Below are 25,756 nucleotides of genomic sequence, written 5' to 3' on the forward strand. Positions count from 1 at the left end.
ATCCTTTCAGTACTGTTGAATCTGTTACCGGGTATCACCTTCAGGAGTCTCGTTAATGAGTGAGTCGAATTACAATTCCTCCAGTATCAAAGTCCTAAAAGGACTGGATGCGGTGCGTAAACGCCCGGGCATGTACATCGGTGATACCGATGATGGCACCGGTCTGCACCACATGGTCTTTGAATTGGTGGATAACTCCATCGATGAGGCTTTGGCCGGTCACTGTTCTGAAATCGGCGTGTTGATTCATCCGGATGAGTCCATCACCGTTCAAGATAACGGTCGTGGTATACCGGTGGATATTCACCAAGAAGAAGGTGTTTCTGCCGCGGAAGTTATCATGACCGTCCTGCACGCAGGCGGTAAGTTCGATGACAACTCCTACAAGGTATCAGGCGGTCTGCACGGTGTAGGTGTTTCGGTTGTTAACGCCCTCTCCTCAAAGTTGACGCTGACCATCCGCCGTAATGGCACCGTGTATGAGCAGACTTATACACACGGTGTTCCGAACGCACCGCTTGGCGAAGTCGGTGAAACCGATGCTTCAGGCACCAAAGTACACTTTATTCCGTCACCGGAAACCTTTACCCATATTCAGTTCCACTACGACATCCTGGCGAAGCGCCTGCGGGAGCTGGCGTTCCTGAACAGTGGCGTGCGTATCCGTTTGACCGATGAGCGCAGTGGCCGTGAGGAAGTGTTCGAGTACGAAGGTGGTTTGCGTGCGTTCGTTGAACACTTGAACACCAACAAAACACCGATCAACCAGGTATTCCATTTCGACCGCGAACGCGAAGACGGCATTGCCGTGGAAGTGGCAATGCAGTGGAACGATGCGTTCCAGGAAAACCTCTACTGCTTTACCAACAACATCCCCCAGCGGGATGGTGGTACCCACTTGGCCGGCTTCCGTGCCGCCCTCACCCGCTCGTTGAACAACTACATCGAGCATGAAGGTCTGGGCAAGAAGTCCAAGGTAGCTACCTCCGGTGACGATGCTCGGGAAGGTTTGACGGCCATTGTCAGTGTGAAAGTGCCCGATCCGAAATTCTCCTCTCAGACCAAGGATAAGCTGGTCTCCTCAGAGGTGAAGACCGCTGTTGAGCAGGAGCTGTACCAAAGCTTTGCCGAATACCTGCAAGAGCATCCGAACGAAGCCAAGCTGATCGTTAACAAGATGATCGAAGCGGCTCGGGCTCGTGAAGCCGCCCGTAAAGCCCGTGATATGACTCGTCGGAAAGGTGCACTGGATATCGCTGGCCTGCCGGGCAAGTTGGCGGATTGTCAGGAAAAAGATCCCGCGCTCTCTGAACTGTTCATAGTGGAGGGTGATTCTGCGGGTGGCAGTGCCAAGCAGGGTCGTGACCGGAAGACGCAGGCCATCCTGCCTCTGAAAGGTAAAATTCTGAACGTTGAGAAGGCACGTTTCGACAAGATGCTGTCCTCTGCCGAGGTCGGTACCCTGATCACTGCGCTGGGCTGTGGCATCGGTCGGGAGGAGTTTGATCCCGACAAGCTGCGTTACCACTCCATCATTATCATGACCGACGCCGACGTGGATGGATCTCACATCCGCACACTGCTGCTCACCTTCCTGTTCCGTCAGATGCGTGAAATCATTGAGCGTGGCCATGTCTTCATTGCCATGCCACCGCTGTACAAGGTCAAACGTGGTAAGCAGGAACAGTATCTGAAGGATGAGAAAGCCAAGGTGGCTTACCTCACACAGACTGCGATAGATGGCGCTCAGCTGTTTGTGAACCCGGATGCCCCGGCGATCAAGGATTCTGCACTGGAAACCATGATCAAGGACTACCAGGCCGTCATGAACATGATCGATCGGTTGTCCCGCGCCTACCCAGCCAAAGTGCTGGAACAGATGGTTTACAACGACACTCTGGCGTTTGAACAGCTGAAAGACGAAGCAGCCGTTGCGGCTTGGGTAGGTCGATTGGGTGAAGGCCTGGAGCTGGATACTCGCACGGGTACCAAGTACACCTTCTCCGTGACACGGGACGAAGAGCGTAACCTGTTCTTGCCGAAAGTAACGGTGTTCATGCACGGTATTCCGTACGAGCACGTGTTCGGCCACGACTTCTTTGAGTCGACCTCTTACAAGGCGATTGCGGACCTGGGCGAGACCCTTGAAGGTCTGATCGAAGAAGGCGCGTATATCCAGCGTGGTGAGCGTAAACAACCGGTCTTGTCCTTCGCAGGCGCCCTGACGTGGTTGATGAAGGAAGCGCAGCGTGGTTTGAACATCCAGCGCTATAAGGGCTTGGGCGAGATGAACCCGGAGCAGCTGTGGGAGACCACTATGGATCCTGAAAGCCGCCGGATGATGAAGGTCACCATCGAGGATGCCTTTGCGGCAGACCAGATCTTCACGACCTTGATGGGGGACGATGTAGAGCCCCGCCGTGACTTTATCCAGACCAATGCACTGGAAGTCACCAACCTGGACATCTGATTTATCAGAATATCAGGCATAAAAAAACGGTGGTCTCCGAAAGGAGCCACCGTTTTTTTATGACAGGAAAAACGGAGCGAGTTACTTAGAAGATTGTGCCCTCTTCCGCTCTTTTTCCTTCTCTTTTTCAATCAGGTGCGGAGACATCACTTCTTCCAGCGTGTGGCCGGTGAGCCGGCGAATAGTCCGCCACAGGTACCAGAAGATCAGCATCATCATCACCATAGAGGGAATCGCGATCATCGGGTAACTGACTAATGTCATGCGCCCCAGTTCTTCGTTGAAGGCTTGTGTTCCGGCCGGGCTGACCACAATCCATTTGGCCAGCACGTAGTTCATGATGGATGAAAACAGGAAGGTACCGGCGAAAAAGTAGCTGGCTTTCAACAAGCGGTTTTCGAATTCATCGACACTGCCCCGCTCTTCGAGCGATTGGTGAATCTTATCCACATCCAGAACATTAGGGTTATACAGCAGCGTTCTTACCAATGGGTACTTGGTTCGGGTAGAAACCAATACTGCCAGACCAATCACTGTGGGAACGGCAGCTTCTTTGATGGCTAGCCAGCCAGCATCCAGTTCTAGCAGACCGATACCACCGGTTAACGCGACGCTGATCAGACCCAGCAGCGCGATAAAGTTCTTTTTGCGATAGCGGATCAGTTCGAACAACCCCCAGCTTAGAGGGAACGCTAAACCAATGATCAGTGCGTTCACGCTGCCCAGATGTTCATCGCCACTGAGCTTCATAAGAATAACTGAAGGGAAGACGATACTGACCAGAAGATCAACCCACGGGCGTGGCTGGTGCTCAGGAATGGTCGGGGAATTCGGGGAGGTCATGATTACCGCCTGATAAATAAGTCAACGAGAGGATAAAACACAGCTAAAGCCGTAAAGAGCTTCGGCAGTATACGATGAATTGAAAGGTCAGGGTAACCGCCTAGGGGGGAGGCCCTGTTTGGAATGTGGCAATTATAAAAACGCCGGGCATTGGCCCGGCAAGGAACGGGTTATACCGGCTCAGGCACCGGTTTCTTTCAGGCATTCCTCAACAATCGCCAGACCTTCTTCCAGTATGTCGTCCTCAATGGTGACAGGCATCAGAAAGCGCAGAGTATTGCCGAACATACCGCAGCTGAGCAGGATCAGCCCTTTCTCCTTAGCTTTTTTGGTAATCGAGGCGGCTAGATCCGGAAGCGGTTTGCGTGAGTCTTTACTTTCCACCAGTTCAAAGGCGGCCATGGGGCCGAGGTTGCGAACGTTATCCACATGAGTGAATTGCGTTTGCCATTGTTCAAAGCGCTTGCGCAAGGTTTCACCCAAGCGCTGGCTTTTACCCAGTATGTCTTCCTGCTCGATTACGTCAAACACAGCCAGAGTCGCCGCACAAGCCGTTGGACTGCCGGTGTAGGTGCCACCCAGCGAGTTAGGCCCGGAAGCATCCATCACCTTGTCGGTGCCGACTACGGCAGAGATAGGCATACCATCAGCCATGGATTTGGCCATGGTCATGATGTCCGGTTCTACGCCGCTGTGTTCGATAGCAAACAGTTTGCCGGTACGGCCAAAGCCACTCTGAACCTCATCCACGATTAACAGGATGTCGTTGTCATCGCAGAATTGCCTCAGCTTTTCGAGGAAGCTTGTCGGGGCCGCGTAGAAACCACCCTCACCCAGTACCGGTTCCAGAACAATGGCTGCGGTGTCCTGAGCGGGCGAATCAGTCTTCACGGTCATCATCAGTCCACGCCAAGCATCTTCCTCGGAGACGCCGTGGTAGGGCACTGGGTAAGGCGCTCGGTAAACCAGTCCGGGCATGGGGCCAAATGAAGTTTGATAAGGCGCAGCTTTACCGTTCATGGCCATCGTGAAGAACGTACGGCCGTGATAACCGCCGTCGAAACAAATCACGTTGGGTTTGCCGGTGGCGGCGCGGGCAATTTTCACGGCATTTTCCAGCGCCTCGGCCCCGGAGTTGGCGAGCATGACTTTTCCGTGGCCGCGAACCGGAGTCACATGGCTCAGTTTCTCGGCAACCTTTACGTAACCCTCGTAGGGCATCACGGTCTGACAGGTGTGCATCAGTTTATCGAGTTGTGCTTTTACGGCCTCCACCACTTTCGGATGGCGATGGCCGATGTTGAGGACGCCAATACCCCCGGCGAAATCAATCATTCGCCGGCCGTCGGCGTCCCACAATTCGGCGTTCAGGGCATGGTCGGCGAATTGTTCATTGGGGCTGGCGGCCCCTGCGGCCACATAACGCTCTTTGAGTGCTTGCAGTTCTTGGTTGCTCACTGGTCAATCTCCCTGAGTCAGAGTGAAGAATGTCTGCTTTCAGTGTAGGAAGTACGGCGGCAGGACACAAACCGACCACCGAGAGCGGCAGGCAGACTCCGGAGTTCTGAAGTACACTCAGGCCGGTAGCTGGATAACTTTATCCACAGCTTGATAACTGATTCCGCTCTGAACTTGAGGATTCCCTGTGCGCGCTTACGCCGACAACGATTACCCAGCCGACCACAAACCCGATTGGAAACTGGTTGCCGGGCTCTGGCCTTATCTGGCCGAATTTCGGGGACGGGTTGCGCTGGCGCTGTGTTTGTTGGTGCTGGCGAAGCTGGCCACGGTCGCCACACCGGTGGCATTGAAATACATTGTGGATTATCTGGATCAGACTCGGGCGGCGGATATGTTGCTCTGGATACCGGTGCTATTGGTGTTGTCGTACGGCGGTCTGCGCTTTGGCAGCACGCTGTTCAGCGAATTACGGGACGCGGTATTTGCCCGGGTCGCCGAGCGGGCCATGCGACGGGTGTCGCTGCGGGTATTCGAGCATCTTCACCAGCGCGAATTGGGTTTTCATCTCGACCGCAAGACCGGTGGACTGGCGCGGGACATTGAACGCGGTACCAACGGCATCAGTTTTTTGCTGCGCTTTACCTTGTTCAACATCGTACCCACGTTGCTGGAAATCCTGATGGTGGCAGGCATTCTGTTGGTGGTGTTTAACGTCAGTTACGTGCTGGCCATTATGGTGGCGGTGGTGGTGTACGTGGTGTATTCCATCCAAATTACCGAATGGCGTACACAATTCGTGCGGGAAGCCAACGCGCGGGACAACGAGTCCAATTCAAGGGCGGTCGACAGTCTGCTGAACTACGAGACCGTCAAATACTTCAACAACGAGCGTTACGAGGCCCAGCTCTACGATCAGGATCTGGATAACTGGGAGCAGGCGCGGCTCAAGAACCGATTGTCTCTGGCGGCTTTGAACATCGGACAGGCGCTGATCATCGGTGTCGCGCTGATTGTCATCATGACCATGGCCGTTCGTGAAGTAGCCAGCGGCGAGATTACATTGGGCGACTTCACCATGGTGAACGCCTATTTGTTGCAGCTGTTCATCCCGCTGAACGCGCTGGGATTCGTTTACCGGGAAATCCGTCAGGCCTTGGTGAATGTAGAGCGTTTGTTCAAACTGCTTGGGGATAAACCGGCAATTCAGGATGCGCCAGACGCTAGCGAGTTGGCTGTGGATAACTCGGAAGTCCGGTTTGAGGGGCTTCACTTTGCCTACCGGGCGGATCGCCCCATTCTTCAGGACGTTAATTTCGCCATTCCGGCGGGCCATACCGTGGCCGTGGTCGGCGCCAGTGGCGCGGGCAAGTCTACCCTCGCCCGTTTGTTGTTCCGCTTTTACGATGTGGATAAAGGCCGTATTTGCATCGATGGACAGGATATTCGGCAAGTGACTCAGGACAGCCTGCGTTCTGCCATTGGCGTGGTCCCTCAGGACACCGTGTTGTTCAACGACACGCTCTACCGAAATCTGGCGTATGGTCGCCCGGATGCGACCGAGGAAGAGGTGCATCAGGCCGCTCGCATGGCCCATCTGGAAAACTTTATCCACAGCCTGCCGGAAGGATACAACACCAAGGTGGGTGAACGGGGCTTGAAGCTTTCCGGCGGAGAAAAACAACGGGTTGCGATTGCCCGAGTGATCTTGAAAAACCCGCCCATACTGATTCTCGATGAAGCGACTTCATCACTGGATTCGTTGTCCGAACAAGCCATCTTGAGCGCGTTGAAGGAAGTGAGCCAGCAGCGCACCACGCTGGTGATTGCCCACCGGCTTTCCACCATTCGGGATGCCAATACCATTCTGGTGATGGAGGGTGGCGATATTGTTGAAAGCGGCAGCCACATCAACTTGCTGGCTCGGGGCGGACATTATGCGCATCTCTGGCAGCAGCAACATCAAGCGGCCGAGGGCTGACCCTCAGTCTGCGGCATTATGTCCCATTCCCTGCTGAGTGTTGTTCACTCAACATAACCTCCTGATAAGAATGCTAATTGGAGGAGGTTATAGTGAAAAATATAGGGATGGCAGGTGCGGTGTCCTGTGTTTTTTTTCTCTCTGCGTGCGGTGGCTCGTCTTCATCAACGGATGTCGGGCAAGATGATCCGTCTTCATTACCCGATGCTGAACAGGGCACGGATAACTCCATCGACCTGGTCATTCCTTTTGCAGCCGTTGTGGGTTCTGATCCATGGACATGCGGTACCACTTATTCCGGACTGGGTGCGGCAGGGTCTGATGTGGCGGTTAAAGATCTACGATTGTTTATTCACGATTTGGCGCTGGTGACGGAGCAAGGTGATGTTTTATCGGTGACACTTGATCCTGAAGCTTTAGCTCAAAACGACCGGGTCGCATTGCTCGATTTCCGGGACACGGCTGAGGTTAATGTCGCCGGCGATCTGGTTGAAGTGTGTGCCGATGGCAATAGCGGTGCAAATCCCACTTTCAAAGATCGTGTTCAGGGCACTGTTGAGCTTGAGACCGCTGTCAGTATCGCAGCGATCAGGTTCACTTTGGGTGTACCTTTTGATCTGAACCACGAGAGCCAAACAGACGCAGACGAGCCTTTACGGAATCCTGGTATGGCCGCCGGCATGTCCTGGAACTGGCAAAACGGCTACAAATTTCTTGCAGCGGATGTCTTGCCGAACGGTGGCGTTGTTCGGCCTGAAGACGCTCAATGGTCTAGCTCCTCCTGGAACATCCACCTTGGCAGTACCGGTTGTGAAGTCTCGGCCTCGGAACTTGGTCAGGGCGTTGCTCCGGAAGCCTGCCCGAATGAGAACCGCATAGAATTAACCTTGCCACTGAACGGTGTGAGCCTGAACGAAGCCGAGGTTCAGTTTGATTACGAGGCGTTGGTCTCAGGCTCTAACCTGGGTCGGGATGACGGTGGTGCACCGGGTTGTATGTCTGGTCAAACCGATCCTGAGTGCGCAGCGATTTTCGAGCGTTTGGCGCTACCTTGGGGTGAGTTCTCTAACTCAACCGGCAATCCCAATACGGTCGTCTTTTCTGTTGTTCAGCAGAAATAAGACCATGGGAAAACATCGCAGGTATATCGCAGGCCCCGTTGGGCCTGCGTTAATGTTGTCCGTTTCGCTTGGTTTGTCGGGTTGTCTGGAAACCAGCTCGACCACGCTAGATGATCAGGGCGCCAGCATGTCTTCCTTCGATTGGGGATTACCCGACTCTATTCCCCTGCCCCGGGTTCCTGTGGATAACCTGATGTCAGAAGAAAAGTTCGAGCTGGGCCGGCATCTGTTTTATGACCAACGGCTATCGGTTAATGGGGAGTTAAGTTGTGCTAGTTGTCATCATCAGGACAAAGCCTTCAGTGATGGATTGACGACCCCCTTCGGAGCAACGGGGGAGCGCCATCCCCGTAATAGTCAATCACTGGTCAATGTGGCCTGGGCAAGCACTTTAACCTGGGGTAACCCTAGTCTGGGCACCATTGAACAGCAGATTATGATTCCCCTGTTTGGTGATGATCCCATCGAACATGGCTTGAACGCCGCTAACTCCGAGCAGGTTGTGCGTAATATTCAGGCGGAGCCTGTTTACGCGCCCTTGTTCCAGCAAGCTTTTCCGGATCAGGATGCCCCGCTATATGGTGAGTTGGCATGGGACAACATCGTCAAAGCGCTGGCGTCGTTTGTTCGCGGCCTTGTGTCTTTTGAGAGTGCGTTGGATCGTGGTGAGTTGTCAGACGCGGCTCTTCGTGGCGAAAAACTGTTTAACAGCGAACGTCTGGAGTGTTTCCACTGCCACGCAGGGTATAACTTTTCCGATGCAACGGTTGACCGTCAAACCAGCTTCAATCAGTTGGTTTTCCATAACACCGGGCTATACAACATTGATGGCATGGGAGGCTATCCAGAACCTAACACCGGTCGTCATGAAGTAACCGGAAACCCGGATCATATGGGGCAATTTCGTGCACCCACGCTCCGGAACATCGCGCTTACGGCGCCGTACAACCATGATGGATCGGTAGGAACGTTGGAAGATGTTGTGCGCAACTATGCGGCTGGTGGCCGGCTTAGAACAACGGCACCCAACGCCGGTGACGGACGCATGAACCCCAACAAAGACGGGTTTATCACATCGTTCCAGATTACTGACGCCGAGATTAAGGATGTCGTCGCGTTCCTTGAATCCCTCACCGATGAATCCTTTGTTACCAACCCCCGCTTCGCTAACCCCTGGGCCAAGAACAGCATTCAGGAAACTCCATGATACGACCAGCATTTTTATTTGTTACCGGTTTGAGCCTGTCTCTACCAACCCAAGCCCACTACATTCCCGGCGAGGAGCCCATTGAGGTGAATGCTAGCTTGGTAACCACCTGGCGATCCGATGATTTGGTGGGCCAAAATGAATACTGGCAGATACCGGGTACATTGATGGGAGGTCATGCCTGGTCCATGGAAAAAGGCCTGGCGGTGGATGAGGCCTCATTGGCGTTGGGCGTGCGGATTAATGAACGCACCTTTGCGGTTCTAGAAGTGGGTTCACACGGCGGCGGTGACCATGAGGACGGTATTGAGTTACAGCATGCTTACCTTGGGTATGCCTGTTGTGACAGCCGTGGGCCGTGGGTTATCGAAGTTGGCCGGATGGGGCCTGCCTTTTCCCCGTCGTTAGCTGGCCACGCGGTAGACCGCCTCGCCAGTGAGTCTCCTTTGGTAGAGGATGTCTTTTATGGCCGGGATTTCCACGATGAGGGGGTGAGACTGTGGTGGCATGAGACCGCAGGTTGGTCTGCAGGCTTGGAAATCTGGCGCGGTTCAGCCTACCCGGCAAATTCAGAGGGTGATGGAGCGTGGGATGTTTTTGCCCGGCATAAATGGCAAAACGGAGGTTTTCAGGCATCCTTTGGTGGTTGGTACTATCAAGGGTCATCCAGCGCACGAGAGGATCATCGATATGGTGGCGGTCATTCTCATCCCCCGGTTGCTCCGCCGGGCCAATCCGCTGAAGCGTTTCCTGATACCCGCTACACCGGCGATGTCGATATTGTTGGGTTTCATGGGGATCTTGGCTATCGGCTTACCACGGATTGGTACTTGGGTTTGAAAGGTGAGTTCATGCAAATGGATATCGACGGCGTTGTCCATGATGAGGTTGGCAGACAAGCAGAACTCGAGGCTGATCAGGCCGGGGTTTGGGTGCAGCCGTATCTTACCTGGAGAAAACATACGCTGGGGGTACGGGCCGAAATTCTCTCAACGGATAATTCGCTGACGGGGCCTGCCGCTCCGGTACTTGCGACCAATACCGGACTGCAGAATGCTGACGAACATGACCCGAAGCGCTATACCGCCGTATGGCGCTATCAGTGGCGCGATGACATTGCCATTCGGGCAGAGCTTATTCAGGACGACACGTTGGCGGACCGCGACCTGCGCTGGGCCGTGGGCTTGGTCTGGGCCGGGCGTCTCTGGCCGTCATCTGGCCTGACTGCCCCCGCCCACAGGCACTGACGACTATCCGTTTGTTTTAAACAAGCCGCGTCTCAGCCCTGAGGCGCGGGTCACTTGCTGGCTGACACTGTCTTGCAGTACCTGAGTGTTTCCGGTGATCAAGCTGAACCAGTTCCTAGCCCGGGTAATCCCGGTGTACACCAGTTCCTTGGTGAGTACCGGGCTGATTCGGTCTGGCAAGACTAGGCAGGTGTGATTGAACTCTGAACCCTGGGATTTGTGCACCGTCATGGCATACACGGTTTCCAGTTGCTGCAGGCGGCTCGGGGAAATCCAGCGGATGCCCTGCGTGCCGTCACCGCTTGGGAAGGCCACGAGTCTGCTCTCGATGGGAGTACCGTTATCGTCTTTATCCCAGACCACTTTGAACGTGATCCCGATATCGCCGTTCATCAGGCCGAGATTGTAGTCGTTGCCGGTGATCAATACCGGCCGGCCGTGGTACCAGGGATGTTGTTCCTTGATCAGATGTTGCGCACGCAGATGCTCTTCCACTCGTTGGTTCAAACCTTCTACTCCCCAAGGCCCTCGGCGCAAGGCAGTGAGAATCTGGAAGTCGTTGAAGGCTGCCAGGACATCACTTGCCAGCGCATCCCAGGCTGCCCGGGGACTGCTTACCGTCAGCCCATGATCGTCCATCATTTGGAGGTAGTGGCGATAGCCGACCGGTGGCGGCAGTTCTTTATTCTTCACCACCCTGCCCTGACCGGCGTTACGAAAAGCCCCCGGTGTACCAGTAATGGCGTGTTGGCAGATTTGCTCCAGCGTGGTTTCAAGATCGGGCTTTCGGGTACGGCCATTGAGCCAGATGACGTCGTCGAATTCGGCCTCACGCATCTGCCGGCGCACGATGTTATCCACAGCGCTACCATTGACCGCTTCGGCTAAAGCTCGAATGCCGCTGTCTTCATCGAAACGGTAACTCTTGCGCAGCATGGCGACCGCCTGATCCAAAGCCTGGCCGCTGGCATCGATCAGGCTCTCCGGTATCCGAGTGCCGGTGATTGCGGCGAGCCACGCTGCGGTCTCCGGCGTGTAATGGCCTTCGTTGGCGCGCTGGCACAGCTCGCCCAGCACGGCACCGGCATCCACCGAGGCCAGCTGGTCTTTGTCCCCTAACAGGATGAGTTGAGCATGGTCTGGCAGGGCATCGAACACCGAGGCCATCAGATCGACATCCACCATGGATGCTTCATCGATCACCAGAATATCCACCATCAGAGGGTTATCCTGGTGATGGCGAAACTTGCGGGAATCCGGCCGGCTGCCGAGCAGGCGATGTAAGGTGGTGACTTTGGTGGGGATATCCTCTTGCTCAAGGTTGCCGGGTAACTCCGGCAGGGGCAACCGGCTGACCGCGCCGGCAATGGATTCGTTCAGGCGGGCCGCCGCTTTACCGGTCGGTGCCGCCAGCCGAATGCGGTATTTTCGTCCTGCCCGTTCTGCTGATTCGCCCGCGACCGCTTGCAGCGCCGCCAGCAGGTTCACCACGGTGGTGGTTTTGCCTGTGCCCGGGCCTCCGGTGATGACCGAGAAACGGCTGCGGGCGGCCAGGGCACAGGCCAGTTTCTGATAATCGATGACTTCGCCCGATGGGAACAGGGTGCTCAAAGCCTGCGACAGCGTACCCGCCGCGGGTGAATCGGGTTCAGCCACCAGCGAAGGTAACGCCAGACGTTGCAGAATGCCCTTGGCAATGCCCTGCTCGTAACGCCATAGGCGACGCAGGTAAAGCCGGCCTTCGGTCAGAATCAGAGGCGAGATGCGGGTGCCGTCGCTGACCGCGAAGGATTCTGACAGCGCCGACAAGCAGTCCGTCAGGGTCATTCGTGCCAGCAGGTCCGCCGGTTTCAGATGACTCAGATCCATCGGTTCGGCTTGGCTTGGGCTGCCCCGACGAGACGGCATATTGGCTGACGGTTCCTCCGGCGGCAGCGACAAGGTGGTGTCGGCGTCGGCCAGCAGCGTGGCCAGATCGATACACACGTGACCTCGGCCCACTTGGTGGGACATCAGCGCGGCCAACAGGAATACCAAGGGGTGCAGTGGTTCACCCTGCTCTTCGGACAAATCCCGAATCAGCCGGGCAAAGCCCAGGTCGAGCGGCCGAATCCACTCGGCCTGCTGCCATTGTTGCAGCAGCGCATCGGTGTTATCCACAGAGGCCAACAAGCGGGAGTTATCCACAGCCGGTTTGGTCGACTCGACCGCAGGCGCATCGCCTAAGTCCATGGTTATCTGCTGGTCGTTGTTCCGCGTACGGCTCATGCGGCCACCTCCGCTGAGACAGAGTCGCCATCAAACAAGGCGTCCAGTTGCTCGATCAACGTTTTTGGGGGTTTGTCGGTGAAGGCACCGCCGCCGGCGGAATTCACGCCCCGCAGGAACAGGTACACGGCACCGCCGATGTGTTGATCGTAGTCGTAGCCCTGTATCCGGTCTTTCAACAAGCGGTGCAGCGCCAAGAGATAGATTACGTATTGCAGGTCGTAGCGTTTATCCAGAATGGCTTCCCCCATGGCCTGATCGGTGTAGGCACTGTCTTCTTCACCCAAGGCATTGGATTTGTAGTCCAGCACGTAATACTGCCCGTTGTGTTCGAACACCAAATCAATAAAGCCCTTGATCATGCCATTGAACGTGTTTGCTTGGGCTTGAGGCCGGTCGGCGCCGTTGAGCGTGTGCGATTTCACCAACTGATCAAGTTTGCGCACATTGACGTTGCGGCTTTCGAACCAGAACTCCAGCTCCGGGCGCAAGCTGGTCAACTGGGCCAGGGTTACCTGTTCGTCGCCTGAGCGTTGCAGGGGGATAGGTCGGGTAATCAGTGCCGATACCCAGTGTTGCAAGGGTTCTACCCAATCGCTCCAGCCACGGGTGCTGCAGCGTCGGGTCAGTTGTTCCTGCAGTTGATCTGGGTTATCCACAACCCACTGGAAACCATGATGGGTACACCACTCCAGCAGTTCGTGCAGGAAAGTGCCGGGGCCGGCGCCTTTCGGGAAATGATGATGATTACGCTGATCGTTCATCTCGGGCGTTTCTTCGTCGGTATTCTGGGCGCTTTCTTCCAGCAGGTTTTGGGTCTCGGCGTCTTCGACCTCACCGGTGAACACAATGCCGGTGCCCGCCATGCCGGTATATTCAATCGACGAATAGCTGGCAATCCACCAATCTTCTTTGGCTTCCCGGCTGGAAATCAGAGCGGGGCCCAAGGCTTCCGGTGCCTGTTCGGTGTAGAGCGTGTCTTCCGGTTCCGGCAGCGGAGTGACCGTGATCTCCTGCCTGCCCTCACCCAGTATGTTCAGGCATTGGCTGATGTTGTCTGCGCCGCTGCCAGATATCAGGTAACCCAGGCCGCTTTGCTGCCAGTTGTCGAGGGCTGCGGCGCCCACCCAAGTGGCGAACCGGGCTCGGGTCAGCGCCACGTAGATTTTACGGATGTCTTCGCCCAGACGTTCCTGGTCGGCTTTGGCGACGTCGTCGGCACTCGGGTCGAACACGGTCACCAGCTTGTTGTCACTGTTGTGATAGCTGACAAAAGATTGTTTTTCACTCTGGGCGCGGTAGGCGGTGCCAAAGGGCAGGAACACCAACGGGTATTCCAGGCCCTTGGACTTATGCACAGTAATCACTTTCACCAAGGCGGCATCGCTTTCCAGACGCAGGGTTCGGTGTTCGTCCTCGTCATCGGCGGCGCGAAGGATCTGGGTAAAGTGGTGCACCAGTGCGTGTTCACCGTCCAGTTGCAGGCTGTCTTGTTGCAGCAATTCGGCAATGTGCAGAATGTCGGTCAGCCGGCGCTCTCCATCGGGCCGTTGCAGCAAGCGCCCCGGCACGTCGAAATCCATCAGGAAACTGCGCAGCGTGGGCAGCACGCCTTGGCTATGCCACTGCTGTTGATAACTGATAAAGCGCTCAATTTCGCGCTCCAGCGCCAGTTCATCACTGAGCAATTGGTTCATCGCCTGCCAGGACTGGCCCAGTGTGGGGGTCGCCAGCGCGGCCCGAATGTAGGCCAATTGCCGGGGTTCGGCAAAGGCTCGCAGCCAGGACAGCACTTCTTTGGCTTCCGGTGACGTCAGCACCGAGCCCCGGTCGGACAGGTACACACTCTTGATGCGCCGGCGGCCCAAGGCCTCGCGCACGGCATGGGCTTCGCCCCGGTTGTTGACCAGTACGGCAATGTCTTGCGGGCTGACCGGTTCCAGATCGCTCGGGTCGTCTTGCAATACAAAACCGGCTTTTCCGCCCTGCCCCAGCGTCAGCAGGCGGGCAATTTCACTGGCGCAGGTCTCGGCGATATCGGCGGTGGCGGCGCCTTTTGCGATCGCTTTGGGGCTGCCGTCTTTATGGGCTTCACTGGATTCCTGGGTCCAGAACAGCAAGCTCGGTTGCGGCTCTCCAGCCACCGACCACAGGCGTTTGGTGCCGTTGGCTGCGACACCCTGAAACGGCAGCGGTGAGCTATCGCCCTGACCGAACAGGAAAGCCCCGTCGCGGCTGTGTTGATCGCTGTACTCGAACACCCGGTTGACGGCGGAAACCATGGTTTCCGCCGAGCGGAAGTTTTTACCCAGGGTGTAGGTGCGGTCTTGCACCCCTTGGCGAGCCTGTAGATAGGTGTAGATATCCGCACCCCGGAAACCGTAGATGGCCTGTTTCGGGTCACCAATCATCAGCAGGCAGGTATCCGGTTTGTTTGCTTCAACCTGATAGATACGGTCGAAAATCCGGTACTGAACCGGGTCGGTATCCTGAAATTCATCAATCAACGCCACCGGAAACTGGCGGCGAATGGTGGCGGCCAGTTGATCGCCCCGTGGGCCGTGCAGGGCATCGTCGAGCCGGGTCAGCAGGTCGTCGAAGCCCATTTCCGAGCGTTTCTGTTTTTCGTCCTCCAGCCGTTGGGCAATCCAGTGACTGGCGTGGCGCAGGATATCGGATTTCGCGCTGGGCTGGTTCTGGCCAAATGCCATCAGCTCGTCGATGGCGTCGAACGCCGGGTGGTGCGGTGCCGGATCATCGCCCTTCAGAATGTTATCCAGCCCTTCAGGAGTCTGGTTTTTGAAGCCCGCGGCGGAGTCCAGTTTTTCCGGTAACAACTCGTTGGAGCTGGCCCAGGCCACCAAAGTGTCCCAGACTTTCAGCATGGCGTTCTTGCTGCCACCGTGTAGCCGTTTGCTCTTGTTGAGATCGTTCAGCAGGTCAGTGACTTCGCTCTGCCATTTGGCCCAGTCGTAGTGTTTCAGCGCGTTTGATTGGTTGTCTCTTTCGGAGACCACCTGTTCGATGGCGTTGTGCACATCCATGGGAGGTGTGCCCAGGCTGTCCGGATCGCCAATCAAATTGCGGACCGCGGCGCGCAGGTCGGTAGGGGTTTTCCAGTGACTCAGGGTTTCATCCATCAGCGCCGGTGGCAGCGGGTAAACAAAGGTGCGCCAGTAATCCCGGGCGACTTCATCCAGCAGCTCGCTCTGGTCGGTTTCCAGGGTGAGCTTGAACAGGCTGCCGCTGTCGAAGGCGTGCTCGCTTAACATGCGGTTGCAGAAGCCGTGGATGGTGGATACCGCGGCTTCATCCATCCATTCAGCGGCAAGCAGCAGTTTTTTGCGGCAGTCGGGCCAGCTGGCCGGGTCCGGGTAGCTGTCATCCCGTAGCTTGTGGATAAGTTCGGTTTCCGGTGATGGCTCAAGGCTGGCGGCGTGTTCGGAAAAGACCTCGGCGGCTTGAGTTAGCCGGGTTCGGATTCGATCCCGAAGTTCTTTGGTGGCGGCTTCGGTAAAGGTCACCACCAGCAAGTTCGGTGGCAACAGGTCCTGCAACGGGCTCTGTGCCGTTTGGCCGTGGCCTAGCACCAAACGCACATACAGTATGGCGATGGTGAAGGTTTTGCCGGTACCCGCGCTGGCTTCAATCAGGGCGCTGCCGTTCAGGGGCAGAGCCAACGGGTCGAGATTGGGGTTTCGGTTGCGCGTTTGTTCAGTCATGCCATCGTCTCAATCTGTTCAGCCGCTGACTTGCCCTGCTCTGCTTCCCACAGGGGTACATACAAGTCGTGCAAGAGCGCTTCAAATTCACCACTGGCCATGAATGCGTCCGGGGTTTCGAAGGCTCCGCGCAGATAGCCGGTGTCCCTCTCCAGCGCCGTGTTGTAGGCCTTTTCTGCTTCATCAATGGCGCGTTCATGATCGCCTATGTGTTTCTTGCCACCATAGAAATTGGTGACCCAGGCAAAGCCGGCGTCGCAATGAATGGGCAAGGCCCGAGTGGTGGCTTCCATCCAGCGTTTCAGCACGGCGTCAAAGTGCTGTTTGGCGGTCGCGGTCGCCATCGGGGCAAATGTGAACTTGCGGTCTTCCTCCTTGCCCAGGATCAGGGTTTCAAACGGTTGGCCGCTGAGTTGCCCGGCCAGATGAATCAACCAGTCCCGCAGCAGATTGGCGTAGCGTACTTTTCTGCTGGAACCGGAGCCGGTCAGCAAACCGGAGCTGGCCACTACCAGTCGGCACAGGTCACCGCTGGTATTGCGGCGAAGGCCATCGATCAGGTCGGCCACTTCTACGGAACCGGTGGTATGTTCAAGCGCGTAGTTAAAGGCCAAAGGTTCAGCCACCGCTTCTGGCCATTCGGCCAGCGCGCTTTGGTAACGCCCGAACAGGTTCGGCAAGCGCCCGGACAATTCGCTGCGCAGGCGGTGTTCGGTGACGCCCATGCCCAGATCGCCCCGCCGCGCCATTCGATCTAAGGTGGTTTCCAGGCGCTCATGCAGTTCTTCTTCGGTACCGGCTTTGAGCAGGCTTTGCTGAATCAACTCGTTGTCCAGACGCCAGCGGTCCAGCCCGTTCAGATCAAAGTTTTCGTTGTCGGTGTCTTCGTCTTCCACCTCTTCAAAGCGAACCTGCAGGCGGCGTTGGTAGAAGGTATCGATAGGCTTTTTCAGGAAGCTGGCCAAATCGTTCAGGCTTATCGGTTCTTCCGGTGCCTGATACGGCAATGCGGCCTGCGTTTGTTGGTTCGTTTTCACACCATGGGCGCTGCGCCATTCCCGTTCATAGGTGAACAGGCTGCGGCTTTGCAGTACCTCAGCGAGAGGCTTTGGGGAATCGTCTGCGCCGTTATCCCCGGCATTGCTCTTGGGGAAATAATCGCGGCTGAACGGCTGCAACGGGTGTCGGGTGGTCAGCGCTCGAGTCACCTTTGTGTCCGGCTGCCCGGCAATGATCCACAGGCTGTCGAGGTGGTCCTGCAGCTGACCCACCAGCACAGACGGTGGGCGCTCGGAGTCGTCCTTGATGCTGCGCCCTACCCAGCTGATGTAGAGCTGCTCGCGGGCCGACAGCAAGGCTTCCAGGAACAGGTAGCGGTCATCTTCCCGGCGGGAGCGATCTCCGGGCCGGTAATCCTGTGCCATCAAATCGAAATCCACGGGTGGTCGGGAGCGGGGATAATCGCCGTCGTTCATGCCCAGCAAGCACACTTTGCGGAAGGGAATCGCCCGCATCGGCATCAGGGTGGCGAAGTTGACCTTGCCGGCCAGGAAACGCTGGTTCAGGCCGCCTTCGTCCAAGCCGGACAGCAGCACGTCTTTGACGATGTTCAACGGCAGTGGCTGATCATTCAGTCCGGCGGCCAGTGCGTTGTCCAGCCATTGTTCCAGATGTCGCCGGAAGCGGTTAAGCAGCAGTAGATCGCTGCCTTCGACCTTGTGGAAAAACTGCTCCAGCATGCCCGAGAACAGCGTTTCCCACTGCTCGGGTGTGCGCTGGGTTTGCAGTGCCTGCCACAAGCTTTCCAGTTGATGCACGAAGTCGCTCAGCCGACCGGCCAGATCCGCTTGCAGGCCGCCGATTTCGCCATAAGGCTCTACGCCAGCCCACGGGTCGTCTTCTCCCATACCGTAACCCAACAGCATCGACCTCAGCCCGGACTGCCAGGTGTTGCGATTTAATTCACCCGGTAAGTCGAGACTTTCCCGGTGCTGACCGTGCAGGCCCCAACGGATGTTAGCGCCTTCCACCCAGCGCCGGGCCAGCGGAATGTCGTCTTCATTGATGCCAAAGCGGTCACGGATGCCGGGGACTTCCAGCAGGCTGATGATTTCACTCACCCCGAAGCGGCTGCGAGGCAAAGACATCAGGGTTTCCAGCGCGATCAACACCGGTTCGTGGTGGCGTTGGCCCTGGTCGGAAATAGTGAATGGAATATGGCGCTTGCGACCGGCTTGGTAACGGCCAAACACCGCCTGAATATGAGGGGCGTACACGTTGATGTCCGGCACCATCACGATGACATCCCGGGGTCGCAGGTTCGGGTCAGCATTAAAGGCGGCCAGGAGCTGGTCATGCAGTACTTCAACCTCACGCTGGGGGCCGTGGGCTTCGTGAAACGCGATGGAATAATCGCGGGTCAGGTCCAGCGCTCGGGCTTGCTCACGGATTTCCTGCAGCGGCGTCAGGTTATAGATGTCATTCTGCAGTTGGTTCAACAGCCGGGGAGTCTCGCCGGTGCCGTGCTCCGAGAAAATGTCGATCTTCTGGTCCGGGGTCTGGAAACTGCTGCGGTATTCCTCCGGGTTGTCGAATTCGTCCAGCAGACGGATGTAGTCCCGGCCTTGCTTGCCCCAGGCCGCCAGTAGCGGGTTGGCGTGTTGGTGCAGCTGGTCCTTGTCATCAATCTGCGAAAGCACCGGATGGGCCAGACCGCGCTTGCGGTTGGCCCTCAACAATTCCCGATCGCTGATGATATCGGCCCAGTAGAACTGGCTGGGGTTGTGCACGCACAGCACCACTTGGCTGAAGCGGCTGAGCACGTACAGTGCTTCCAATGCCTGTCGTGGTAACGAGGACACGCCAAACACTACAATCCGCTTGGGCAACCGGCTGGGGTCGGCCGGGGTTGTGATGCGCTGGCCCTGTTCCATAAAACGGGTGTGGATGTGTGATCGGCTGGTCCCTGCGGCTTCGCCCACATCTTCGACCAGTTTGCGCCACAACAGCGGTTGCCACAGGGTTTCCGGAGTCAGTGCCTTTTCTTCGCCTCTGGGCGTGATGAGAACATCCCTGCCCTGCTCCCAAGCAGCCAGCCAGTCGGCGCGGAACACTTGATACTGATCGAACAGATCCGCCACTTTTTCCGCTAATTGGAAGTTACGCAGGTCGGTATCGCTGCCGTCCAGAAATCGAGCCAACGGAGTGAAGGCGTCATTCTGCCCAACCAATTCGGGTAAAAGCCGGTATAACCGCCACACCAATCGGCTTTTATCAAACGGAGACTGCTCGGGTACTTCGCCTTCCGGTAACACGGCTCGGTAGGCTTGCCAGATAAAACGGGCTGGAAACAGAAAATCCATGCCGGCAGCAATGCCCAGTCCACCTTCCATGCCATCGTCGGTGCGCTTTTCCGCCAGTGCCAGCTTCAACCACTGGGCGATACCGTTGCTCTGCACCAGAAAGGTTTCGCTCTCCAGCGGCGGCAGCGAGTTTTGGCGGCAGATGTACACCACCGCCCGGCGAAGGTCTTCCAGGTGGTTGGCGTGAATGGCGTGAAAGCCGGGTTCAATACTGTTGGTCTCAGGCATACCAGTGTTATCTTGATTCCGGAAAATGGGTCTGGGTGACAGGTTACCCCAAACCCGAGTTTGTTTCGTCAGGCAGGGTATCTCTTTCATGCGACAAATGCGGTCGTATCCGAAAACGGCGGATCTCGAGAATCCGTTGTACTACCTGGAAAACATGAACACCTTGGTTGACTGGGTAGCTGCACATCACGGCGATCTTCTGACCGGGTTCGAACGCGCGCGGCTGGACAGTTTCCGCCGGCTGCCGGTGGCGGCGCGAGCGCTGTTGACCCGAATGATAATGCGCAGCGGTGAAGTGTTCCGTGTGGATAAGCTGAATTACCCGGAATTGCCGCAGCCGGAAACCGAAGCGGTGGCCGAGCTGATCGCTCAGCAATGGTTGGAGCCTGCCCCGTTGCTGGGCTTAGAGGATGTGTTTCGGTTGCATACCCTGGCTGAGTTGCGGCCGTTGTTTGCGGACTGGCTGGCGCACAACGGTTTCGCCAAAAACCTGCCTAAGGCGCGACTGTGTGAGGCGCTTGCCGACACAAAGCCTGAGTCCAAACCGGCTCACCTTTGGTTCGATCAACCGGTGGCGCAGGTGGTGAAAGTTCAGGACATGGCTTTGTTCGATCGCATCCGCCTGATGTTCTTCGGCAATCTGCGCCAAAGCTGGACCGACTTCGTACTGGTGGAGCTGGGTGTACAGCAATTCGAAGCCGTCCCTTTTAGCCCTGAGTCTCGGGCGTTCCAACAGCGGGCCGAGGTCGACAGCTATCTGCAGATGCACCGGTGCCGGGAGCGTCTGGATGAGGGCGACGCGGCTGATGAGGTCTGGGCAAGTATTCCTGACCCTGTGGATAACTCATGGCTAACCAGCCGCCGAAACCGACTTTTGTTGGAACTGGGCCGGCAGGCCGAGCGGCAGGGTAATCCGGAACTGGCATTGCAGGCGTGGGCCGCCAGCGGGCACCGGGAAGCGAGGCTCAAGCAATTGCGATTGTTGGAGCGTCTGAAACGGTTCGAGGAGGCCTGGGCCATCGCCGAGCAGTGGCGAATCGGTGAGCTGAGCGATGCCGAAGCCCAAGGGCTGGAGCGAATTCTGAAACGGCTGGCGCCGAAAGTGGGTGAACCAAAACCGCAGGAGCCGGCCAAACCGTTGATCCGGGAACGAACCATTAGTCTGCCCAAACCGGATACCGGCACGGTCGAGCTGGCGGCTTTGGAGCATCTCAGCACCGACCGTGCGCCGGTGTTTTATGTGGAAAACACGCTGATCAATGCTCTGTTCGGCCTACTGTGCTGGCCGGTGATCTTCAAACCCATCGCCGGTGCGTTCTTCCACCCATTCCATGTCGGCCCGGTGGACCTGACCCGCGAAGACTTTGTCGCCCGTCGACAGGCGGATTTTGATCAATGCTTCTCGCTGTTGAAAACGGGTACCTATCGGGAAAAGATTCTGGGCACCTTTCGAGCGAAGCAGGGTATTGCTAACCCCTTTGTAGCATGGCCGGTGGTGACCGAAGCCTTGCTGGAGCGAGCTCTGGATTGTATTCCGGCTGAGCAGTTAAGTGCACTGTTCTATCGCTTGCTGACCAACGTGAAAGAAAACCGAAGCGGCTTCCCGGATTTGATCCGGTTTATCCCCGACGCCGAATCTCCCGAACACCGTTATGAAATGATTGAAGTGAAAGGGCCCGGTGACCGATTGCAAGATCACCAACGTCGTTGGCTCGCCTTTTTCAAACAGCACGGCATACCCGCCAGTGTGTGTTATGTGCGTTGGCAGGATGCCGGGGCCCGTTCATGAAGGTGGCCGTTCGTACCCTGTGCGAGTTTGCGGCCCGCTACGGTGATCTGGACTTCCGATACACCCCGGCCCCGAGCGCAGAAGAAGGTATTGCGGGCCACCAAGCGATTCAGGACAACCGCGGTTACGGCTATAAAAGCGAGTATTCACTTACCGGTGAGTGCATGGGGTTAAGTTTATCCGGAAGGGCCGATGGTTATAATCCGCACAACGGGCGGCTGGAGGAGATCAAAACCCATCGGGGTGATGTGTCCCGGATTTGCGCGCATCAACGGGCGCTGCACCGAGCCCAGTTACGGGTCTATGGCGCGCTGCTATGCCGCCAGGAAAAGCGTAAGAAGCTGGAGCTGGCGTTGGTTTATTTCGACATCGGCAAGAGCAAAGAGACCTCGATGCTGGAAACCGCCAGTGCTGACGAGCTGTGGCAAGAACTCGAAGCCCTGTGCACCATTTATAAAGCTTGGGCGGAACAGGAAGAGCATCATCGGGAACAGCGTAATGCCCTGCTGACGGAGCTGATTTTCCCGTTCCCGGACTTTCGCCCGCGCCAGCGGCAACTGGCCGAAACGGTGTATAAAAATGCCGTAAAAGGCGAAACCTTGCTGCTGGAGGCGCCCACCGGCCTGGGCAAAACTCTGGGCACCCTGTTCCCGGCCTTAATGGCCATGCCCGCGGCGGGACAGGACCGACTGTGCTACCTCACCTGCCGGAACACCGCCCGACAGTTGGCGCTGGATGCTGTGGATAAGTTGCATTCAGCCCAGGACCCGTTGCAGCCATGGCCGTTACGCACGTTGGAGTTGGTGTCTAAAGACGATGCCTGCGAACACCCGGACAAAGCGTGTCACGGCGATTCCTGCCCGCTCGCGAAAGGCTTTTTCGACCGATTGCCCGATGCTCGGGCTGAAGCCGTTCAAAGCAGAAGTACACTTACTCAAGACGTTTTACAGAAAATCGCTGCAGGTCATGACATTTGCCCCTATTTCCTGGCTCAGGAAATGGCTCGCTGGAGCGATCTGGTGATTGGCGATGTGAACCGGATGTTTGACCAATCTGCCCTGCTCCACGGGTTGATTCGCCAAAACAACTGGAAGGCCAGTGTGCTGGTGGACGAAGCTCATAATCTGGTGGATCGTGGCCGCGGCATGTACTCGGTGCGGCTGGATCAGCAGCGTTTGCTGAAGGTAAAGAAAACCGCGCCCAAACCGCTGAAGTCCGCCTTGGAGCGAGCCGCCCGGGCTTGGCAAAGTCTGATCCGCGATCACGGAGAGCAAAGCCAACCGGTGTTTTTGGCCACCCTGCCCTCACAGTTGTTGGGGGCCTTGCAGGCGATGGTGTCCACCATCACCGATTACCTCGCCGATAACCCACCAGACCTGCCCTTACAGGAAGTACTGTTTGAAAGTGTGGCGTTTATGAAGCTGGCAGACAGCTTCGGGGATCACTCGCTGTGTGAATTCCAGCGCAACGGCCGCGGGCGGGCGAGCTTAACCCTGCAGAACCTCATCCCGGCAGATTTTCTGAGAGACCGTTTTGCCGTCGCCAACTCGGTGCTTTTGTTCTCCGCCACCCTGAGCCCCGGCGTTTATTACCGGGATCTGCTGGGCCTGCCGGAATATAGCCGCTTTACCTCCCTGCCGAGCCCGTTCAGTGCGGACCAGTTGCAGGTGAACTTCACGCCCGGCATCAGTACCCGACAGGTACACCGGGAAGCATCGCTGCACCCCATCGCGGAGGTGATTGCCAACCAGTACCGGCAGCGTCCCGGTCATTATCTGGCGTTCTTCAGCAGTTTCAAATATGCCAACGAGGCCAGCGGGGCATTGGCGGAATTCGCCCCAGATATTCCGCAACGCAGTCAGCAACCGGGCATGAGCCCGGAGCAGCGGCGCGAATTCCTGGCCGGATTCCAGAAGCCGAATGGCAGTGTTGCGTTCGCGGTATTGGGTGGGGTGTTCAGTGAAGGCATTGATCTGCCCGGTGATCAGCTCATCGGTGCGTTCGTCACCACCCTGGGTCTGCCGCCCTTTGATGCCTGGCACGAAATCCTGAAGGTGCGGCTTCAGCAGCGGTTTGGCAACGGCTATGACTACACCTACCTGATTCCCGGCCTACAAAAGGTGGCCCAGGCGGCAGGCCGGGTTATCCGAACGCCAGAGGACCAAGGGGTGATCTGGCTGATTGATGATCGTTTCATGACGCCTGCGGTGAATCGATTGTTACCGGGCTGGTGGTTTCCCGACCGCCCGTAAGCGTGTGCCCGCCGTATCGATACTTGGATCGACGCTGGTTCGTCGCGACTTATTTCCTATTGAAAATCTAGGTCGCAAGCTTACAATTCGCCAGCTCCTCGCGTTTTCTCCACTTATTCCCAAGGCAGACACTGCAGATGAATAACACGGATCTTGTTTTCCAGAGCTATGGTCGCTGTTGTCGCACAGAAGAATTCTTTGTCGATTTCTACGATTTCTTCATGGCGAGTTCCGAAGCCATTCGTCGGCGTTTTGCCAACACCGATCTGCCAGCCCAGCGCCATCTGCTTCGCAATGGGGTTATGCAGATCATTCTGGTGGCCCGAGGCATGCCGGACCGGAAGCTCAGGGATTTGGGGGAAAGCCACAATCGTCACAATTATGATATTCAGCCGGAATGGTATGGCTTGTGGGAAGAAGCGTTGTTGAAAACCGTGCGGCTCCATGATCCGGAATATACGCCTGGTCTGCGTCAAGCCTGGAAAGAGGTGTTAAAGCCGGGGATTGATCTGATTCGCGGGGCTTACTAAGGCGAAGGCCTTAGTGTGTGTTCTGAATGTGTAAAAGGCCCTGCAGTGGTTAACTGCGGGGCCTTTTTATGATTAACCGAACTGGAAGAAGGCCAGTTTGTTGCCGTCTGGATCACGTACGTAGGCACCGTAGAACTGGTTCGGGATACGCTGCCCCGGCTCGCCGTCACAGGTGGCACCCAATTCAAGGGCTTTCTTGTGGAGGCTGTCGACGGCTTCTTTTGAGCCTGGCTGAATCGCCAGCATGTTGCCATTGCCCGGTTGGTTCGGTTCACCGTTGAACGGTGTGCACACGGCCACCATCGGCGAGCTCATATCCTTGCCAATGAAGGCAATGCGGCCCATATCCAGCAGCAATTTGCCACCAAGGTCTGCCAGCAGGTCGCTGTAGAACTGCTTGGCTCTGTCCATATCGCTGACGCCTAGGGTTACATATCCGATCATGAAGATTCTCCGTTAGTCGTTGAGGTTGGGTATACGCAAAAAATCGGGAGTCAGAGCAGTTCACAATGATAGCGGAGTTCTTCGCTTTGTAATGCTATCGTCTCGGAAGCATTCTCAGACTAAGGACACCCCATGAAGCGCTATGCTCTGTTGAGCACCATACTACTGTTACTGCAGGGTTGCACCGGCTTACCTAAAGACATCGTCCCGGTCACCGGTTTTGAGAAGGAGCGTTTTCTCGGCACCTGGTACGAAATCGCCCGCCTCGACCACTCTTTCGAAGCGGGCCTGAGTCAGGTCACTGCAGAGTACACCGCCAACAAAGACGGCAGCATTCACGTTCTGAACCGTGGCTACAACAAGGCCAAAGATGAATGGAAAGAAGCCGAGGGCCGGGCAGTGTTTGTGGGTGACAGCAATGTGGGTTACTTGAAGGTGTCGTTCTTCGGGCCTTTCTATGGCTCGTACGTGGTGTTTGACCTCGAAAAAGAAAACTACTCGCGCGCTTATTTAACCAGCTACAACCGGGATTTCCTGTGGTTTCTGTCCCGAACGCCGGAGGTGAGCGAGGACGAACTGGAAGCGTTTAAAGCCAGAGCGGTGGCGGAAGGTTTTGAATTGGGGGAATTGATTGTGGTGGAGCAGTAAAAAAACAGAAAAGCGGGAAAATGGTCGGCGTGGCAGGATTCGAACCTGCGACCCCTTCGTCCCGAACGAAGTGCGCTACCAAGCTGCGCCACACGCCGAACAACGGCCGGTATTATACGGATTACCGGCCATTTTGCTAGCCCCTTCCTTGGGGAAATAGCTACTTAAAACTGCGCGTTAGCCCGC

15 protein-coding genes and 1 tRNA gene are annotated in these 25,756 nt (G+C 56.7%); 9 read left to right on the forward strand and 7 right to left on the reverse strand.

Features of this window, described 5'->3' with window-relative positions; all coding sequences use genetic code 11:
- The first annotated feature begins 55 nt into the window (after positions 1-55).
- The gene (gene gyrB / locus VOI14_RS00140) at positions 56-2,470 is read left to right on the forward strand and encodes a DNA topoisomerase (ATP-hydrolyzing) subunit B (RefSeq protein WP_323749990.1); all 2,415 of its coding nucleotides are present in this window, start codon (positions 56-58) and stop codon (positions 2,468-2,470) included.
- A gap of 81 nt (positions 2,471-2,551) precedes the next feature.
- On the opposite strand, the gene VOI14_RS00145 is transcribed toward gyrB, so the two are convergent.
- Both VOI14_RS00145 and gabT read right to left on the reverse strand, forming a co-directional pair.
- Positions 2,552-3,313 carry a VC0807 family protein gene (locus tag VOI14_RS00145; protein WP_323749991.1) on the reverse strand — a complete coding sequence of 254 codons (762 nt, stop codon included), beginning with the start codon at positions 3,311-3,313 and terminating at the stop codon, positions 2,552-2,554.
- 180 nt (positions 3,314-3,493) lie between these two features.
- Positions 3,494-4,771 carry a 4-aminobutyrate--2-oxoglutarate transaminase gene (gene gabT / locus VOI14_RS00150; RefSeq protein WP_323749992.1) on the reverse strand — a complete coding sequence of 426 codons (1,278 nt, stop codon included), beginning with the start codon at positions 4,769-4,771 and terminating at the stop codon, positions 3,494-3,496.
- 187 nt (positions 4,772-4,958) lie between these two features.
- Here gabT and VOI14_RS00155 point away from each other — a divergent pair, with 187 nt between their 5' ends.
- The 4 genes from VOI14_RS00155 to VOI14_RS00170 all read left to right on the forward strand — a co-directional run bounded on the left by VOI14_RS00155 (position 4,959) and on the right by VOI14_RS00170 (position 10,327).
- Positions 4,959-6,752 (forward strand): ABC transporter ATP-binding protein/permease, encoded by a 1,794-nt coding sequence (locus VOI14_RS00155; RefSeq protein WP_323749993.1) that lies wholly within the window; start codon positions 4,959-4,961, stop codon positions 6,750-6,752.
- Positions 6,753-6,844: 92 nt separating this feature from the next.
- Entirely contained in the window at positions 6,845-7,873 is a 1,029-nt protein-coding gene (locus tag VOI14_RS00160; RefSeq protein WP_323749994.1) for an MbnP family copper-binding protein, read from the forward strand.
- Positions 7,874-7,877: 4 nt separating this feature from the next.
- Positions 7,878-9,080, forward strand: coding sequence for an MbnH family di-heme enzyme (locus VOI14_RS00165; RefSeq protein ID WP_323749995.1), 1,203 nt, complete (start codon positions 7,878-7,880; stop codon positions 9,078-9,080).
- Positions 9,077-10,327, forward strand: a complete 1,251-nt coding sequence (locus VOI14_RS00170; RefSeq protein WP_323749996.1) for a hypothetical protein — start codon at positions 9,077-9,079, stop codon at positions 10,325-10,327. The genes VOI14_RS00165 and VOI14_RS00170 overlap by 4 nt, the downstream gene beginning before the upstream one ends.
- A 3-nt stretch (positions 10,328-10,330) precedes the next feature.
- Here VOI14_RS00170 and recD read toward each other — a convergent pair whose 3' ends face one another.
- Genes recD through recC form a run of 3 tightly spaced genes read right to left on the reverse strand, consistent with a single transcriptional unit; the run spans position 10,331 to position 19,907 of the window.
- Entirely contained in the window at positions 10,331-12,595 is a 2,265-nt protein-coding gene (recD, locus tag VOI14_RS00175) for an exodeoxyribonuclease V subunit alpha (protein WP_323749997.1), read from the reverse strand.
- On the reverse strand, positions 12,592-16,317 hold the full coding sequence (recB, locus tag VOI14_RS00180) for an exodeoxyribonuclease V subunit beta (RefSeq protein WP_323749998.1): 3,726 nt from the start codon (positions 16,315-16,317) through the stop codon (positions 12,592-12,594). The genes recD and recB overlap by 4 nt, the downstream gene beginning before the upstream one ends.
- Entirely contained in the window at positions 16,314-19,907 is a 3,594-nt protein-coding gene (gene recC / locus VOI14_RS00185) for an exodeoxyribonuclease V subunit gamma (protein WP_323749999.1), read from the reverse strand. Before recC ends, recB begins: the two co-directional genes overlap by 4 nt.
- An 88-nt stretch (positions 19,908-19,995) precedes the next feature.
- Here recC and VOI14_RS00190 point away from each other — a divergent pair, with 88 nt between their 5' ends.
- The 3 genes from VOI14_RS00190 (at position 19,996) to VOI14_RS00200 (ending at position 24,478) form a co-directional block, all read left to right on the forward strand.
- Positions 19,996-21,696: a VRR-NUC domain-containing protein gene (locus tag VOI14_RS00190; protein WP_323750000.1), complete on the forward strand. Its 1,701-nt coding sequence runs from the start codon at positions 19,996-19,998 to the stop codon at positions 21,694-21,696.
- Positions 21,693-23,948: an ATP-dependent DNA helicase gene (locus VOI14_RS00195; protein WP_323750001.1), complete on the forward strand. Its 2,256-nt coding sequence runs from the start codon at positions 21,693-21,695 to the stop codon at positions 23,946-23,948. Before VOI14_RS00190 ends, VOI14_RS00195 begins: the two co-directional genes overlap by 4 nt.
- Before the next feature lie 137 nt (positions 23,949-24,085).
- On the forward strand, positions 24,086-24,478 hold the full coding sequence (locus VOI14_RS00200; protein ID WP_323750002.1) for a globin: 393 nt from the start codon (positions 24,086-24,088) through the stop codon (positions 24,476-24,478).
- 72 nt (positions 24,479-24,550) lie between these two features.
- Here VOI14_RS00200 and VOI14_RS00205 read toward each other — a convergent pair whose 3' ends face one another.
- On the reverse strand, positions 24,551-24,922 hold the full coding sequence (locus VOI14_RS00205; protein ID WP_323750003.1) for a VOC family protein: 372 nt from the start codon (positions 24,920-24,922) through the stop codon (positions 24,551-24,553).
- Between the two features lie 132 nt (positions 24,923-25,054).
- Between VOI14_RS00205 and VOI14_RS00210 the strand changes: the two genes are divergently transcribed.
- Complete coding sequence (locus VOI14_RS00210; RefSeq protein WP_323750004.1) at positions 25,055-25,570, forward strand: lipocalin family protein; 516 nt, start codon at positions 25,055-25,057, stop codon at positions 25,568-25,570.
- A 21-nt stretch (positions 25,571-25,591) separates the two neighbouring features.
- On the opposite strand, the gene VOI14_RS00215 is transcribed toward VOI14_RS00210, so the two are convergent.
- Positions 25,592-25,668, reverse strand: a tRNA-Pro gene (locus tag VOI14_RS00215).
- Positions 25,669-25,756 lie beyond the last annotated feature (88 nt).

Source organism: Marinobacter sp. (genome assembly GCF_034669625.1).
Lineage (GTDB): Bacteria > Pseudomonadota > Gammaproteobacteria > Pseudomonadales > Oleiphilaceae > Marinobacter.